Annotated in this window: 17 protein-coding genes; 8 read left to right on the forward strand and 9 right to left on the reverse strand. The window is 71.2% G+C overall.

Features of this window, described 5'->3' with window-relative positions; translation table 11 throughout:
• The 3 genes from ACQPXS_RS03425 to ACQPXS_RS03435 are packed head-to-tail and all read left to right on the forward strand — an operon-like array spanning nt 1 to nt 1795.
• Nucleotides 1–369, forward strand: coding sequence for a hypothetical protein (locus ACQPXS_RS03425; protein ID WP_433446759.1), 369 nt, complete (start codon nt 1–3; stop codon nt 367–369).
• On the forward strand, nt 366–1256 hold the full coding sequence (locus ACQPXS_RS03430) for a hypothetical protein (RefSeq protein ID WP_433446761.1): 891 nt from the start codon (nt 366–368) through the stop codon (nt 1254–1256). Before ACQPXS_RS03425 ends, ACQPXS_RS03430 begins: the two co-directional genes overlap by 4 nt.
• Nucleotides 1253–1795, forward strand: a complete 543-nt coding sequence (locus tag ACQPXS_RS03435; protein ID WP_433446763.1) for a hypothetical protein — start codon at nt 1253–1255, stop codon at nt 1793–1795. The genes ACQPXS_RS03430 and ACQPXS_RS03435 overlap by 4 nt, the downstream gene beginning before the upstream one ends.
• Nucleotides 1796–1868: 73 nt before the next feature.
• On the opposite strand, the gene ACQPXS_RS03440 is transcribed toward ACQPXS_RS03435, so the two are convergent.
• The gene (locus tag ACQPXS_RS03440; protein ID WP_433446765.1) at nt 1869–2843 is read right to left on the reverse strand and encodes a DMT family transporter; all 975 of its coding nucleotides are present in this window, start codon (nt 2841–2843) and stop codon (nt 1869–1871) included.
• A gap of 32 nt (nt 2844–2875) precedes the next feature.
• On the reverse strand, nt 2876–3481 hold the full coding sequence (locus tag ACQPXS_RS03445) for a TetR/AcrR family transcriptional regulator (protein ID WP_433446767.1): 606 nt from the start codon (nt 3479–3481) through the stop codon (nt 2876–2878).
• 859 nt (nt 3482–4340) lie between these two features.
• On the opposite strand from ACQPXS_RS03445, the gene ACQPXS_RS03450 reads away from it, so the two are divergent.
• Together ACQPXS_RS03450 and ACQPXS_RS03455 are read left to right on the forward strand one after the other, a co-directional pair.
• Nucleotides 4341–4967 carry an IS607 family transposase gene (locus tag ACQPXS_RS03450; protein ID WP_433446769.1) on the forward strand — a complete coding sequence of 209 codons (627 nt, stop codon included), beginning with the start codon at nt 4341–4343 and terminating at the stop codon, nt 4965–4967.
• A 1300-nt stretch (nt 4968–6267) separates the two neighbouring features.
• Nucleotides 6268–6924 carry a zinc ribbon domain-containing protein gene (locus ACQPXS_RS03455; protein ID WP_433455684.1) on the forward strand — a complete coding sequence of 219 codons (657 nt, stop codon included), beginning with the start codon at nt 6268–6270 and terminating at the stop codon, nt 6922–6924.
• Here ACQPXS_RS03455 and ACQPXS_RS03460 read toward each other — a convergent pair.
• Together ACQPXS_RS03460 and ACQPXS_RS03465 are read right to left on the reverse strand one after the other, a co-directional pair.
• Nucleotides 6917–7246: a hypothetical protein gene (locus ACQPXS_RS03460; protein WP_433446771.1), complete on the reverse strand. Its 330-nt coding sequence runs from the start codon at nt 7244–7246 to the stop codon at nt 6917–6919. The genes ACQPXS_RS03455 and ACQPXS_RS03460 overlap by 8 nt on opposite strands.
• A 150-nt stretch (nt 7247–7396) precedes the next feature.
• Nucleotides 7397–8128: a dienelactone hydrolase family protein gene (locus ACQPXS_RS03465; RefSeq protein WP_433446773.1), complete on the reverse strand. Its 732-nt coding sequence runs from the start codon at nt 8126–8128 to the stop codon at nt 7397–7399.
• A 312-nt stretch (nt 8129–8440) separates the two neighbouring features.
• Between ACQPXS_RS03465 and ACQPXS_RS03470 the strand changes: the two genes are divergently transcribed.
• Complete coding sequence (locus ACQPXS_RS03470; protein WP_433446775.1) at nt 8441–10051, forward strand: M48 family metalloprotease; 1611 nt, start codon at nt 8441–8443, stop codon at nt 10049–10051.
• A gap of 91 nt (nt 10052–10142) precedes the next feature.
• Here the strand turns inward: ACQPXS_RS03470 and ACQPXS_RS03475 are convergent, their stop codons facing one another.
• Nucleotides 10143–10583, reverse strand: a complete 441-nt coding sequence (locus ACQPXS_RS03475) for an N-acetyltransferase family protein (RefSeq protein WP_433446777.1) — start codon at nt 10581–10583, stop codon at nt 10143–10145.
• Between the two features lie 149 nt (nt 10584–10732).
• Here ACQPXS_RS03475 and ACQPXS_RS03480 point away from each other — a divergent pair, with 149 nt between their 5' ends.
• Both ACQPXS_RS03480 and ACQPXS_RS03485 read left to right on the forward strand, forming a co-directional pair.
• On the forward strand, nt 10733–11407 hold the full coding sequence (locus tag ACQPXS_RS03480; protein WP_433446779.1) for an HAD family hydrolase: 675 nt from the start codon (nt 10733–10735) through the stop codon (nt 11405–11407).
• A 205-nt stretch (nt 11408–11612) separates the two neighbouring features.
• The gene (locus ACQPXS_RS03485) at nt 11613–12527 is read left to right on the forward strand and encodes a GNAT family N-acetyltransferase (RefSeq protein ID WP_433446781.1); all 915 of its coding nucleotides are present in this window, start codon (nt 11613–11615) and stop codon (nt 12525–12527) included.
• Nucleotides 12528–12611: 84 nt separating this feature from the next.
• Here the strand turns inward: ACQPXS_RS03485 and ACQPXS_RS03490 are convergent, their stop codons facing one another.
• The 4 genes from ACQPXS_RS03490 to ACQPXS_RS03505 all read right to left on the reverse strand — a co-directional run bounded on the left by ACQPXS_RS03490 (nt 12612) and on the right by ACQPXS_RS03505 (nt 15607).
• Nucleotides 12612–13229 (reverse strand): VOC family protein, encoded by a 618-nt coding sequence (locus tag ACQPXS_RS03490; protein WP_433446783.1) that lies wholly within the window; start codon nt 13227–13229, stop codon nt 12612–12614.
• A 55-nt stretch (nt 13230–13284) separates the two neighbouring features.
• The gene (locus tag ACQPXS_RS03495; RefSeq protein ID WP_433446785.1) at nt 13285–14040 is read right to left on the reverse strand and encodes an SDR family oxidoreductase; all 756 of its coding nucleotides are present in this window, start codon (nt 14038–14040) and stop codon (nt 13285–13287) included.
• 128 nt (nt 14041–14168) lie between these two features.
• Nucleotides 14169–14816, reverse strand: coding sequence for a cysteine hydrolase family protein (locus ACQPXS_RS03500; protein ID WP_433455686.1), 648 nt, complete (start codon nt 14814–14816; stop codon nt 14169–14171).
• Nucleotides 14817–15205: 389 nt separating this feature from the next.
• On the reverse strand, nt 15206–15607 hold the full coding sequence (locus ACQPXS_RS03505) for a (R)-mandelonitrile lyase (protein ID WP_433446787.1): 402 nt from the start codon (nt 15605–15607) through the stop codon (nt 15206–15208).
• Between the last annotated feature and the right edge of the window lie 25 nt (nt 15608–15632).

The following is a 15632-nucleotide window of genomic DNA, read 5'->3' on the forward strand; positions in this document are numbered from 1 at the left end:
GTGACCGCTGACCAACTTGCCGTCCTGTGCAGGCGTTTGGCCGACGCCGCCGACGCGGTGCGGACCTCGCCGGAGATCCGTGCCCGTGCGGAGTCGATCGCCGACCGGGTCCGGGGTGGCGCGGCGCCCGGAGAACTCGCCGACGACTTCGACGAGTTGGAGGAGCTGCTGCTGCGGGCGGGGCACGCGGCGGGGCTGAGCCCGGTCCGTTCCTACGAGCGACTGCCCGGCGCCGGCGACGGTCACCGGGTCCTGGAGGTTCTCGCCTGCCCCGGCGGTACCTGCTCCCGGTTCGAGGCGCCCGGCGCGGTGCCGGTGGACTGCCTGGTGCACGGGCGGCCGATGGCCGTGACGAGGCTCCGGTCGTGACCAAGTTCCTCGAGGCGCTGGGCGGCAAGCTGGCCGAGCGCTGGCTCACCCTGCTGCTCGGCCCCGGCGTGCTGCTGCTGAGCGTGACCGTGGCCGGGGTGACGCTCGGGCAGCGGCACTGGCACGACACCGGCCTGCTGCTGACCCGGCTCGACCGGCTGTCGGCGCAGCCCGCGCTGCGGAGCACCGGCACCCTGGCCCTCGTCCTGGTGGGAGTGCTGGCCGTCTCGGCGGGCATCGGGCTCGCGGTCACCGCGCTGGGCGCCGCGGTGGAGCGGCTGTGGCTCGCCACCCGGCCGCGTCGGCTCACCGACCGGCGCCGGGGGCGTTGGGACGCCGAACAGGAGCGGTTCGACGAGGCTCTGCTGGAGGCGGCCAGGGCCGAGGGCACGCCCGGGGCGCCGGCGGCCGCGGCGCGGGCCCGCGAGTTCAACGCCCGGCGCAACAGGATCAGCCTCGCGCCGCCGAGCCACCCGTTCTGGCTGGGTGACCGGATCGCCGCGGTGGACACCAGGGTCTGGGAGACCTACCGGCTCGATCTCACCTCGGCCTGGCCGCGGTTGTGGCTGACGCTGCCCGAGGATGTGCGGGCCGAGATCGGCACGGCCCGCGGCCGGCTCGCCGCCGCGACCCGGCTCGTGGCGTGGGCCCTCGCCTATCTCGCCGTGGGCTTCGTGTGGTGGCCGTCGGCGGTCGTCGGCGTCGCCACCGCGGTGACGGCCTGGTGGCGGGCGCGGGCGGCGGGCGCGGCGTTCGCGGAACTCGCCGAGTCGGCCGTCGACCTGCACGGCCGGGGGCTCGCGGAGAGTCTCGGCATCCCGTGCGCGGGCCCGCTCACCAAGGACGTCGGAGCCGAGATCACCGAGTTGCTGAGGAAGCGGACATGAGCATCTTCCGCCGCCGCAGGTCCGCCGACGCACCGACGCTGGACGACGAGGCCGTCCTGGTGATCGACCAGTACGCGCTGCCCTTCCGGTCGCCGCACTGGTACGGCCACGCCGACTACCACGTAAGGGTCTTCCGGCCCGTGAACGCGCAAAAGCCGATCGTCATCATGGGCGACCTGGACAACGACCCCGTCGCCTCGATCACCAACAAGTGCCCCGAGATCACGGCCCTCGTCGCCCACCTGGTGCTGGGCCGCCCCGGCGTGCACCCCACCCGGCTGGAGGACCACGCCCGGTGGCTCACCTACTACGCCGCCGACGGCTCCATGGGCGAGAGGTTCTGCGAGGTGTACGACTTCGACGTGGTGCCCGGTTACGAGCCGCCCCTGGTCAACCTCAGGTACCGGGACCTGCGGCGCGAGGAGGCGGAGGGCCTCGTGGACGGGACCATCGGCACCTGGCAGCGGCAGGACTACACCGTCGCGGGACTCCAGCGGCGCGGAGTCCGTGTGATGCGGGTGCATCCGGCGGGTTCGTGACGCGGGGCGCGGCGGGCGGCCTCTTCGCCCACCGCGCTCGCATGGCGCGCGCGCTCGCGTGGCGCAGACGGCCTCAAGATCGGCCGGGGGCCAGTTCGCCCTTCCTCGCGTCGCCCACGTCGTCTCCGGGGACCAGCTCACTGGACCGCTGCCGTCGCCCACGGCCGGCCGGGGCGGGACTGGTGAGAACAGCTAGGCATGCGACGACGAGCGCGATCCCGGTCCAGCCGGCGGCAGGGAGGTGTTCGCCGACGACCATGACGGCGAGGACGGCGGCGACGGCGGGTTCGAGCAGGGACAGTGTGGTGGCGGTACTGGCCGGTACGTGCGCGAGCCCCCAACCGAAGAGAACGTACCCCGCGAACATGGGGACCAGCGCCATGTAGGCGCCGACCCCCGCATTGGACCAGGAGCCGACGAGCGGGGCACCCGTGGCCAGCAGGACGGGCAACAGGAGCAGCCCGCCGAGTCCGAACACCGCGCCCATCGCCGCGCGGGAGGCGATCCGGCGGGTGATGAGCCGGTGCGCGGCCCAGGAGTAGAGGGCGTAGGTCGCGGCGGCGACGAGGCCGAGGCTCACGCCGAGCAGCGTGGTGGCCACCGATGCACCTGCCGTGTCATCGGCGGCGCGGGCCGCCTCGGCGACGCACAGCAGGACGGTGCCGAGCAGACCGAGCGCGGCTGCGACCGACCAGCGGCGGGTGAGCCGGCGGCCGTCCACGACGCGCTCGATGAGGGCCGAGGCGAGTGGGGCGATGCCGATGGACACCACGGTGCCCACGGCGACCCCGGCCAGGTGCATGGAGCTGTAGAACGCCAGGGGGTAGACCGCCACCGAGGCGCCGCCGAGCAGAACCGTGCGGCGCTGCTCGCGCAGACGGGACGCGTGGCGCGCCACCTGCGGAGCGGCGGCGAGGGCTTGCAGGAGTCCGCCCAGGCCCATGGCGACGGCACCGATGGCGAGCGGGCCCACGTCCGGGGCGAGCGTGGCGGCCGTGCCGGTCGTGCCCCACAGAACGGAGGCCGCCAGCACGCACAGGGCACCCATCCCTGCGGACCGGCCGTGTCCGGCGGGCCGCTTCACAGCCGGTCCAGCAGGGCCGCCGCCATGGCGCGGGCGTGCTGGAGGCGGTCGCCGTCGCCTTCTAGGCCTGCGCGGGCCATCGCGCCCTCCAGAAGGAACGCGAGGTGTTCGGCCGTCGCCCGTGCCTCGTCGGGGCGCCTGGGAAGCAGTTGCTCCACATGGCCGGAGATCAGGCGCTCGACCTCCTCCTTGTGGGCGCGTACCACGGCCCGGCCCGCGTCTCCGGCCGGGAGCTCGGCGGCGGCGTTGAGGAGGCCGCAGCCACGGAAGCCGTGCTCGTAGGCGAACGCCGCGTGGTCAGCGTAGGCGTCGAACACCGCCAGCACGCCGTCGCGCGGGCCCCCGGCCTGCTCCAGGCGCGCCCGGTACAGGCCGAGCCATTCCTCGTGCCGAGCGTCCAGGTAGGCCCTGACCAGATCGGCCTTGGAGGAGAAGTTGTTGTAGAGGCTCATCTTGGCCACGCCGGCCTCGGCGGTGATCGTGTCGATGCCGGTCGCCGCCACCCCGTCGGCATAGAAGCGGCGAGCCGCCGCCGCCAGCAGCCGTTCCCGGGCAGGCCGCCGCCTGCCCCTCTCCCCCGTGCTCACGCCGGTCTCGCTCATCACATTCCAAACTAGGTAGGTAGGTCTACCTAGAATAGGGTGGCGGCAGGGACCAGGCAAGGGCGGGGGCGGGGCGGCGGGTCCGGGCCTCGGGTGGCGGCTTCGGCGTGCCGGGCCGAGGCAGTACACCCGGTTCCGGTCGGTGCGCGGCAGGACCAGGCCGCGCAGGCCTTGTGGTCGTCGTACTCGCAGTTCGCCGGCAGGTGCGAGCACGGCGCCGTACGGTGCCTGCCGTATGTCTCCGCCGGTTCGCCAACTCCCGGATGGATCACGGGAAACAGGCCGACGGATCACTCGCTGGCAGCGTGCCGTCTCGTGACGGCACATGTGGCCAGGAGAGCAGTCGTCGGCGGGCGGACAGGATCCGCAACAGCCCCCGCTCGGACACCAGTCGAACCCGTACCAGCAGCCTGGCCGCCCGAACCCCTACCAGCAGCCCCAGCCCTGGCAGATGCCCGCGCAACCGGCCGCCGGCCCACCCGTGCCCCCGCCGACCGGTGGATGGTCCGTTGCATGTCGGCGTCGTTCTCGGGCTCCAGCTCGATGCAGTAGGAACTGGAGGTGGCGAACGGGCGGGCACGGTCCCCGGTCGTGTACTGGTAGGCCTCCCGCACCGGGGTACGGAAGCGGACGCGAATGGCGTGGACGCTGCCCGCGGCCGCATCCTCTCTGAGTATGCGCTGCGCGGGACCGAGCTGGTTCTTGAGCATGCCGATGGCGAACAGGGACAGCACCGCGCCGAGGAGCCAGGTGAGGATGTCGTGCAGGCCGCCCAGGATCGACCCTCGGCCGCCGTAGGCGGAGCAGGCTCACCAACTTCATTAGTAATCCCTAGTGTTGTGCATGTATTGTTGCGCGCATGGAGTTGCTGCGTATGTCCAAGGCTGCGAAGCGTCTCGGGATACACCCGATGACGCTTCGGCAGTGGGCGTTGGACGGCAAGATCCCGTTCACGTGGGTCGGTCGTGAGCGCCGGTTCTCCTCGGTGGACGTGGAGAACTTGAAGCGCGGCAGCAACTCCGAAACCTCCCGTCCGCGCCTGGAATTGCTGTATGTGCGCGTGTCCGGCTCGTCCGATCAGGAGTCCTCCCTGGAGGCCCAGGAGGCTGAACTGCGGGCCACCTCTACGGGGGAGATCGTCAAGGTCGTCAAGGATCGCGGCTCGGGCCTGAAGGAGAACCGGCCCGGTTTGAACCGGGTGTTGGCGATGGTGTCGGACCGCTCCGTGACCGTGGTGCGCGTCACGCATGAGGACCGGCTGGCCCGGTTCGGGGTGGGCTGGCTCAAGCGGTTGTTCGCCGTGTACGGGGTCACTGTGGAGGTGCTGCACCCGAAGAAGCTCGGCGGCCGGGATGAGCTGCTGGAGGATTTCGTCTCTCTGGTCACTACGTTCGCCGGGCGCTTGTACGGGATGCGCAGCGCGGAGAACCGCCGCCGTCTGCTGGCCGAGTCCGGCCAGTGCGGCGGCCAGGACCGTGCCGCGTGAGCCGGAGACTGCCCCTCGCCGACGGCGAGACCTCCCGCACCGCCTGCGCCCGCGCCCTCGTCCGGACCGGCGTGGACGAGAGGACCGGCGAAGTGGTGACCACCGCTGCCCTGGCCGAACGAGTGGGTTGGTGCACCGAGCTGGCGGCCGGAATGACTGGCGCGCTGCTGGCCGAGCACTGGAACACCGCCGACGTCAACACGCTGGCCTCCGGCCAGGATGCGGGCGGCAGGAAACTGCCGTCGAACGCGTGGATGGCGCTGCGCCGCCTGGGCTGGAGCGCCGCCCCCGACGGCGTGAAGGTGAACGACCGGATCGTGCGCATGGCCCAGGAACAGGCCGGGCGTGCGCTGCGGTCGGTGAAATGGCGCGCCGACATGGCCGCCGGAATTCTGGCGACGTGGCCCGCTGACCCCGCGAAGCGCACCCCTGGGGATTGGGATGCGGTACGGGCCGCGATACCGGGCGGCGAGTATCTGCCGTCCAGTATCATCCGCTCCCGCACCCGCCAGGTTGCCACCTTCGAGCGCAAGCACGGGCGTCTCCCGGCCGACGTGTTCGAGCTGGAGCCGTCGCCGCGGGTTGCGCGCATGCTGCTGCTCGCCGCGTGCGACGGGCAGCAGGCCACCATCGAACGAGCCGACGACGGGCAGCGGGCGCTCTTGCGCTTGCAGCTCCCCACCCGGCCCGATCCGCAGGCATACCACGACTGGACCTGGGTGTCCTGCCCGATCACGCTGCCGCCCACGATCCCGGCGAACGCGGTGATCCACCTTCCCACCCTGCGCATCGCGGGCGGGAAGGTACGCGCCGACCTCGCCTACACCCACCCCGTACCCAAGACCCAGCGCAGCGGGCACACCGTGGCCCTCGGCGTGGACTGGGGCCTGAACACCCTGCTCAGCGCAGGTGCGGCCCGGCTGCACGACGACGGCCGTATCGCCGCCCCCGGAGCGGGCGCGCAGTTCCGGGCCGCTGGCGTGCTCGCCAAGCAGCACCGGCTCCGGCGGATCTCGGAGCGCCTGCACGCCAGGACCGACCACTACGACCGGCTCGCCGACCCCGCCCTGAACGGCAAGAACGCCATCCTGGAGGAGGAGATCCGGCGCGTCTCGGCGCGCCGCTCGAACCTCAACGACGCCCTTGCCTGGGGGCTGCCCGCTGGGCCGTGGACCAAGCCGTCGCGGCCGGGGCCACGGTCATCTACCTGGAAGAACTGCGGTCGATGGAAGCAGGCGGCATGGGCCGCACCCACAACACCCGCCTCTCGCAGACAGTGCGCGGGCAGATCACCGACCGCATGCGCCACCTCGCCGCCGAAGCCGGCATCGCCGTGGTCACCGTGCCGCCACAAAACACCTCCAAGCACTGCCCCCACTGCCTCACTGCGCTGCGGCATCGCAAGGCCCCCGACCGGCCCACCGTGCCGGGCTGGAAGTGGGCCATCTGCCCCAGTCGGCAGTGCGGGTGGCAGGGCGACCGCGACCAAGGGGCCTGGCAGCGGATCGCGGCACGCGGTCTTACCCACCAGACCAAGACCGTCGTGGACCGCCCGAGCGGCACCATGCTGATCCGCGCTGTGGTGGACACGATGGAGGCCAAGGCCGTCATCACTGCCGGCCCGAAGACCCACCGGACGGACCGGTCGAAGACCGGCCCCACCCGGCCACGAACCAACCGCCCCACGCCCAGGCGACGTGAGGTTCCCTCCCCGACCCGGCCCCTCGGCCGTGCCGGCCAGCGTCCGGAGGGACACGCACCAACGGACCGGACCCGGCTGCCCCGCGCAGCCCACCGGCACCAGGGCGTGACCACGATCAGCACACCCACCACCAGCCGACACCGGCCACGCGGAGCAGCACTGGGCGCGGGATTCCACCTCCACGCTCACGCATCCCCGCCCAGATGGGCAGAACCCTTGCCAGACCTTACGGTTCGCATAGGTTCACTTAGCTGATCAGAGACGCTGCCACGAACGGTGCCCAGACGGTGAGGTAGGCCGCGACGACGTACCCCCAGTCGCGGCGCACCGCTCCCAGTTTGCCGGGGATCCTCCCCTGGGCGGGGGCGGTCGCCGGCAGCGGCCGTACGGGGGGCGCCGACCGAGAGGCCAGCAGCCAGGCCGCGACGAACAGCGCCGCCAGGGCCAGCGGTACGAGCACGTCCAGGCGCGGGGTGTCCTCGTCGTACCGGTACCACGCCGTACCCCATGCGGCGGCTGCGGACAGCAGGGCCGCCGTGCCCAGCGTCGTGGCGAGCGGAGTGGAGCTGCGCTGCATGCGGTCTCCCCCTGAGCGTGGCGTGAAGATCTTGCTGCGGCAAGGAGGTTACGTCCTGCTGATCGGCTTCCGGAAGGGCTGTGGACGGCACCGCGGCCCTGGCCATCCAAGTCTGCGCGCAGGGCGTTGCCCATTGGTCTCGGCGCAGGCTCAGAGGTGCGATTCCAACGCGGCGTAGACCCTCCGCCAGGCGTCCGCGCCGGCCTGCGGGTCGTAGTCGGCCGGGCGGTCCGCGCAGGCGAAGCCGTGCCGGGCGCCCGGGTAGGTCACCAGCTCGTGCGGCACCTTGGCCTCGGTCAGCCGCTGCTCGGCCTCCTCCCACTCCTCGGCCGGGATGATGTGGTCCAGCTCGCCGCGGAAACCCAGCAGGAAGGCGCCGCCCGCTGCGATCCGCTCGCTGGTCTCCAGTGGGGGCACCGGGCCGACCAGCGGGAAGCCGCTGTTCAGCAGCCACCCCGGGTAGAAGACCGCGGCCAGCTCGAAGGACAGCTCGGTCGCCGCCCGCACCGCGATGTGCCCGCCCATGCTCAAGCCGAGGAAGGCCACGCCTCGCTCCCCGGCTTCAGTGCGCGCCGCCGCCAGCGCCGCGGAGGCGTCGGCCACCAACTCGTCCCGGTCCAGGGCGCGCATCAGCACCAGGCCCTGCTCGCGCTCCTCGGCGGAGTACCCGAGTTCGGTGCGGCGAGCGTTGCGCCAGTAGTAGTCGGGCGCCAGCGCAACGTATCCGGCCGCCGCCAACTCCGCGCAGGTGTCGCGGGCATAGGCGTTCACTCCGTACAGCTCGGAGCAGACCACCACGGCGCCCCGCACGTCACCCGCCGGGCGGTGCACATACGCCTCGATGCCGCCCGCTTCGCCGAGTCTCTCCCACTGACCAGTCATCGGTCCCCCGTGCCTCGATAGCCGAACGTCGATGCAACCCTAGCCTGACGCGACGTCAGCCACACCAGAGATAGGCGAGGAGGGGCGTGCCCGGGGTGTTGGTACCGGCCGCGACGGGCCGGCGGCCAGCCGTGGTCACAATGCGCTGTCTCCTAGACCAGCACATATCCAGCGAGTCCATGTGGCCGGGTTGCGTGGGCGCGGCGTCTGCCTTCGTCGATGGGGGCGGCGGACTGGCTCAGAGAGCCGGAGGTAGTATCCGCGAGCGTTGCGGCCCATTCGGGCTGGCCGAGCCCTGTGGGGGATCTTCCGATGACGTTCCGACTGCGTGCTGTCCGCGCGCTCGTGCTACTGGCCGGCTTCTATGTCATGGGCGTGGTTCTGCTGTCGGCCATGGCGGCGTTCGACTGGCTCGTGGTGACACGGCTGTTGACCGCGCAGGCGGCCTGGCTCGAGGGCATGGTCCTGACCGTCACGGTTCTCCTGGCGGCGGCGATTCTGCGGGGCATGTTCGCCTTTCTGCGGGCCGGGCGTCTGGGTCCGGTGCCGCACGCGGTCGCGGTCAGGCCAGAGGACCAGCCGGAGCTGTGGGAACAGGTGCGCGCCGCCGCCGAAGTGACAGGGGAGCGTCCGCCGGACGAGCTCTACCTGGTCGCCGAGGTCAACGCGGGGGTCGCCGAGCACAACCGCCTGCTGGGGCTGCTGCCCGGACGACGCCGTATGCTCCTGGGCCTGCCCCTGCTCGCCGGGCTGACCGTCCCGCAGTTGCGTGCCGTCCTCGCCCACGAGTTCGGGCATTACGCCAACCTCGACACCCGGCTCGGCGGTGTCACGATGCGCGGCCGGAAAGCGGTACTGCACACGGTGGAGGTTTTCCAAGAGGGCAGCACGCGGCTGCACCACGTGCTCGGCGCCCTGTACGTTGGATACGCCCGGATGTTCCTGCGGACCTCGCAGTCCCTGGCCCGCCACCAGGAGCGCGCCGCGGACCAGATGGCCGCCCGGTACGCGGGACGTGACGCGACGGTCGCCGCGCTGCGCGTCGTTCCGGTGCTCGCTGCCGCGTACACCCACTACCTGGAGACGTACGCCGCGATGGGCAGGGCGTTGGGAGCGCTGCCGCCCGTGGGCGAGGTGCACGGCTGTTTCCGACGGCTGCTCGCCGCCCGCACCGGGGAGCAGCTCGCTGCGCTCTCCGCCAGGCAGCGTCCGCCGCGCCCGCACCGGTACGACTCGCACCCGCCGGTTGCCGAGCGGATCGCCCTGATCGAGAAGCTGTCCGCCGATGACCGAGCCGATGGGCCTGTCGACGAGGCGGCCGCGCTCACCCTGCTGCACGACCCGGACCGGCTGTTCGCCGCCCTGGAGGCGCGCACACTGCCGCAGGAGGCGGCGCAGCTGCGGCGCATGGGTTGGGACGACCTCGTGATGGCCCGCGCGGTCGCCGACGCCGAGGGCTGGTCCCGGCCGTTGCGGGTCGCCGTGGCCAGGGCGCTTCGTTCATCGGCGCAAGGCGCGGACGGTACGGTGACCGCTCGCCGAGATGCCCCGGCCGAGGGGGCGGCGAACGACCGGTTGCCCGGCTTGGAGGAGATACTCGACGCGTTCGACCGAGGCCTTCTGTGGATGGCGGTCGCCGACCGCATGCCCAAGCCGCATCAGGCGGCGCGACTGATCGGGTCGTCCGCCCGCAACTTCATCCGCCCCAAGATCTTCGACGGGCTCGCGGGCATGGTCCACCTGCGCCTCGCCGAGGCCGGCCACGCCACCCCGGACATCGCCTGGTCGGGGCAGCCTGGACTCATCCTGCCGGAGGCGTGGGAGAAGGGCATGGACGAGGCCCTGGATGCGGCCGTCGCCGACACGCCCGACACCGCCCCCCTGCGCGCCCTACTCGCCGACTCCCGCCGCGTGTCCGCATAGCCGCCGTTCGAACCTGCGATCCACCACGCCTCCCGAGCGGTAGGGCTCAGGTTTTGACATGAAGGTCGTGACGACTGACGGGCGCCGCGGGTCAGGAAAGGCGCAGATCGATCCAAGGAACGGTGTCCCCCGGCAGAAGGTACCGCTCGATCTCGACGAACCCGTGCTTGCACGCGAACCGCAGTCCGTCCTCGTTGGAGGACAGGACCACTGTTTCGATCACCTTGGCGCCGCACTCTCGTGCCTGCTTCAGGCCGCGCGCATAGAGCTCCTCGCCGATCCCCTGCCCACGGTGAGGAGCGAGCACGCGTGCGATCACCGTGGCCGTCCACGTGTCGTCCGACGGAGGGCGCACCGTGCTGCAGCCCACGAGAGCGTCACCTAGGTAGGCAACCTCCAGGTGGTGGCGCTGCGCGCGTTCCCGTACCTCGTCCAGGGACAGGAGGTGTGTGGGGATGATCACGTTGTGGACGTACTGCCAGTGCCTGAGCCTGACGTCATCGTGCGGCTGTTGGATGCGAAGATCGGACATCGCAGCAGCAGACCCGAGTACGCATCGGACGTCAACTCCGTTTCACCGCGCCACCAAGGCGCCATGGCCGCCAAGAGTGCACGCCGCCGAGCAACCCGCTTCCAGAGCTGCCCGGCAACTGGTTGCCCGGCGCCTGGCATGATCGATGTGTGACCAGTGAATCTGCGCATCCCGGCCGCACGCGGTACGTCCTGTTCGATGTCGATGGCACGTTGATCGATGCCGTGGACAATCAGCGCCGGGTGTGGCGGGCGTGGGCGGAGCGCTACGGACTGGATCCGGACGAGGTGTACAGGGTGGCGCTGCGGACCCGACCCACCGAAACCTTCGCGCAGGTCGCCGCGTGCCACGATCCGGGCGAGTGTCTGGCCACGCTGCACGCCCTGGAGGACGAGGATGTCCGGTCCGGCCTCTACACGGCCTTCGATGGTGCGGTGGAGGTGCTGCGCGGCCTGCCGCCGGGTTCCTGGGCGCTGGTGACCTCGAACTACGAGCACCGGGTGCGCGGCCGTTTCCTGCGGACGGGCCTGCCGGTGCCGGATCTGATCATGGACGCGGCCGCTGTGGAGGAGGGCAAGCCCTCCCCCGTTCCGTATCTGCGGGCCGCTGCGCGACTGGGTGCCGAGCCGGGAGACTGTCTGGTCATAGAGGATGCCCCGTCCGGAGTGCAGTCCGGGTTGCGCGCCGGTATGACGGTGTGGGGCGTGAATGGCGCAGCCGCAGTGGAGGGCGTGCACCGCCACTTCGAGAGCCTGCGTGAAGCAGTCCCGCACATTCTGGCCTTCGCGTCCGGATCCTCCGGCCACTCCGTGCTGGCAGCATGAAGCACATGGGCACACCGATCGGGATCTCGGGCATCCGCACCGCGCGTGCGGCTTCATGACCGAGCCGTTCATCGCGGCGGCCGTCGCCGGTGCCCCCGATCAGGGTCGCCGCAGCCGCAGCCGGACTGTGCGGCCCCTGCCTCACGAGGGCGGGCGCGGGCCCAGTCCGCTGAGCCGCTGTTGCGGCCGCGTCTAGTGTGATCGGGTGACGGAATTCAGCATCCTTGATGACAACACCTCATGGCAGAAGGACTTCGAGCGGCGGCTGCTCGCCTCATACACGGCGGCCGGCCTCGACGCGGCCGCCGCGGAGCGCCTGCTCGAGGATGTACGCGCCGACACCGGTGCCTGGACCATCGCCGAAATCACCGACGCCGGGATGCGCGTGGGATACGTCGCCGTGGTTGTAGCCGACAACCACGGCGCTCTCGCGGGCCGTATCGGCGACCTCCACGTCGACGCGCCCCACGCCGGCCGGGGACACGAGCAGGCCGCCCGGAAGTGGGCCGAGCAATGGTGTGCCGAGCGCGGTGCCCGCCGGCTGGACATACGGCTCACCGAGCCCGCCGGTGAGCTGTTCGACGGTTACGGCGTCCGCGGCCAGCTCAGGACACGCCGCATCGGTTCCCCGTCGGAACCACTCGCGGGTGTCACCGCACGGCCGATGACCGACGCCGAGTATCCCCACTGGCTCGCCTTGGAGAAGTCCGCCTACGTCGGCGACATCGTGCGCTCCGGAGCCCTGGGCCCCGAGGAGGCGGTACGCAAGTCCGACCGTGACTTCGCCGACCTGCTTCCCCAGGGCCTGGCGACGCCCGACAACACGTTCCTGGTGCTGGAGGCGGCGGGCGAGCGGATCGGCACCGGCTGGCTGAAGCACCGGCACCTCCCGGGGGTCACCTATGGCTACTCGCTGCACATCCAGGAGCAGCACCGCGGCAAGGGCTACGGGCGGGCCGCGATGGCGGCCGGCGAACGGGCGACGCTCGAAGCGGGCGACTCGGTGCTGATGTTCACGGTGTGGGGCGGCAACGAGGTGGCCATGAGCCTGTACACGAGCGCCGGCTACCGCGTCATGGAGGAGAGCCGGTCCCTCAGCCTTCCTCGCCCCACGGGCTGACGCAGGCTCACCACGGCACGACGGCCCCCCGCAACGTTCGGTCACGTGCAACGTTCGGTCACCGGCCTGGGACCCCAGGCCGGTTCACAACGGCGGTTCCGTTCCGGCCTGCTCGCTCACCATGTACTGCGCGTACCAGTCCGGCCAGTTCGGGTCCTCCGCGCCGATGCGCGCCTCGTGTTCGCCGTGCGCCGCCGCGGCCCGTCGCAGGGCGCCGGCCAGGTCCTCGGCCGAGGCGAACCCGGTGGTGGCGGGGTTCAGCCGTCCCGGCAGCCTGGTGGTGACTTCCTGCAGGAGCCAGCCGTTTCCGTCCGGGTCGCTGAACGACAGGAAGGAGCCGTAACTGCCGTGTTGCGGCTCGGGTCCCGGCACCCGGGCGTCGGTGCCGCCGTGGTGGAAGACGCCGCCGGAGTCGTGAAACACATCGCTCGGGTCGGCACCGCGCTGCGCCAACTCGTCGTGAGCGGCCTCGATGTCGTCGACGACCAGGTGCAGGCCTTGAGCCGAGCCCGGTGCCTGATCCGTGACGGACGTGCCGAAGATGACCGACGCCGGGGAGCCCGGAGGAGTTACCTGCACCACGCGAAAGTCGCCGTCGGGCGCGATGTCCGCGTCGAGTCTCCAGCCCAGCGCCGTGTAGAAGTCCTTGGCCCGGTCGACGTCGGACACGGGCACCACGACGACCTCCAGTTTCATGTCCATGGTTTGTGCCTCCCGTCTCCGACTGCGGCTTGGGCCGGGGCTGCTGATCGGGCGATCACTGTGCGACGAGCTGTTGGCCGCCGTCGATGTCGTAGGTGGCGCCGGTGAGGGCGCCGTTGGTCATGATGTGCAGTGCCAGGGCGACATCGGCTGCACCGACCACCCGGCCGATGGGCAGCGTCTTCCTCAACTGCTCGCGTCGTACCTCGAGTTGGTCGCCCAGGAGGGAGGCCGACAGCGGCGTGTCCACGAACCCGGCCGCGATGAGGTTGACCCGGACCGGGGCGATCTCCAGTGCCAGGTTGGCGGTCAGGGCCGGCAGCGCCGCGGTGAGGGCGCCCATCACGGCCATCCCGGCCGCGGGCCGTCGGCCGCCCGTCCCGCCGATGAACAGCAGCGTTCCCCCGGCCCTGACCTTCTCGCGGCTCGCCCGCGCCACTGCCAGCATCACCGCGATGCGCGTGCCGAAGTCCCGTCCAGCGTCGGCCAGGTCGAGGTCGGCGAGGGGCGTGTACGACGGGCTGCCGGCCGTGACCATCACATGGTCGACCTGCCCGGGCAGCTCCTGGAGGAAGCGCTCCAGGCGATCGGTGTCCTGGGCGTCGAACGCGGCCGTGCTCACCGGGTTCACTTCGTCGGCCGCCCGCTGCAGACGCTCGGCGTTCCGTGCCGTGAGCACCACCTCGCCGCCGGCCGCACGCACCTGCCGCGCGGTTTCCAGACCGATTCCGGCGCTGCCTCCCACCACCACGACCGTCTGCCCGGCAAGTCCTCCGCGTGCCTGACCGGTTCCTCCCTCGGTCGCACTCACCGGAAGTCACCGCCGTCCGAACGTGGTTCCCGGACGTGCCTCCGTTCGCCCCGCATGATCACCTCCACGTCTGCTCGGCGCCCTTTCCCTTGTTGTGCTGCCACCCCTGCGTCGCGCGCTGTCTTGCGTTACGAGAAGCCCTGGCGCGGGGCGCCGTTCACGATGCCGACGAACTCATCGGTCGTGAGGACGGCATGGGCGTACAAAGGCGCGTTGAGCTCGAATGTCGCTGCCATCTCCTCCCAGCTGAAGGAGCCGATGGCGTCGCGAATGAGGGTCACGTGGTAGCCCAGCTCCTGGCCGAAGCGAGCGGTGGTGTCCACACAGGTGTTGGCCCGCATACCGATGAACAGGATCTTCCGGATGTGGTGCTGCTTGAGCATGAAGTCGAGGTCGGTGTTCGCGAAGCCGCTGGAAGCCCAGTGCCGGCGCATGACCAGTTCATCCTCTCGGGGCTGGAAGTCGGGGTGCCACTCGGCCCCCCAACTGCCCTCGGCGAAGATCTGCTGGCTGACGATGTGCTGCTGAGTCGCCGACAGGTGGTCCCATGTGAGGTAGTCGCTCGGCGTCGTCTGGTGGTGGGGCACGATGAACACGCGGAAGCCGCGGCTGCGGGCAGTGGCGAGCATGGCGCGCATGTGGTCGAGCAGGCCGACGCCTTCCGCCACTTCCTTTGCCCTGGGCCAGAGTTTGCCCCCTTCGGACAGGAAGTCGTTGTACGGGTCGACGATCAGAAGAGCGGTTTCATCCGGTGAGTACTGTGCTTCAGAAGTCATGGATGGTTCCCGACGGGTCAGCGAAGGGATGGCTCGCTGCTGGCATGCGGCACAGAGAGGACGGGTAGGGGGCCGCCCCGAGTCCTCCGCCATGGACCGCCGACTCCGTTGCCTCAGTCTGTCACTCGTCCGGCCCACGTGCATCCGGGCCCCGGTACCCGACCGGACGGGGTGAACCGGTCGCGGAAGAAGGCGTCGTGCTTCCGGGAGGTCAAGGCGATGCACCGGATCGTGGGTGGCCCGCAGAGATGCCGTGGCGGGCGGTGGCGCTGACACGCTCGTTCGCCACCGCCCCTCACCAGGCAGAGAATCTCAGGCCCGGCGGAACCGCCCTGCGGGACGCCGACGAAGCCGACGTCGCCGACCGGCCGGGTGGAGCGCCGGGCCGGTCAGGCGCGGGTGCTGTGGCGGGGGCCGCCGTACCCGCCGTCGGTGACGTGTTCCAGCCAGTCGACGTCGTCGGTCTCCCACAGGGCGATGTGGGTCATGAAGTGGTCGGGGGCGGCGCCGTGCCAGTGCTCCTCGCCCGGCGGGGTCCAGATCACGTCCCCGGGGTGGGCTTCGAGGATCTCCCCGCCACGGGACTGGATCAGGGCGATGCCCTCGACGATGTAGAGGGTCTGGCCGAGTCCGTGGGAGTGCCAGGCGGTGCGGGCGTCCGGGGCGAAGCGGACGGCGTTCGCGCGGGCGCGGGAGGGTTCCTCGCCGCGGTAGATGACGTCGGCCCACGCGTCGCCGGTGAACCACTCGGCCGGCAGCTTCATCGTCGGCTGCTTCTTCAACAGTTCCATGGGTAAATGAATCCTTTTCGAGGCT

The sequence above is a fragment of the Streptomyces sp. CA-142005 genome (assembly GCF_050942335.1).
In the GTDB taxonomy this organism is placed as follows: Bacteria; Actinomycetota; Actinomycetes; order Streptomycetales; family Streptomycetaceae; genus Streptomyces.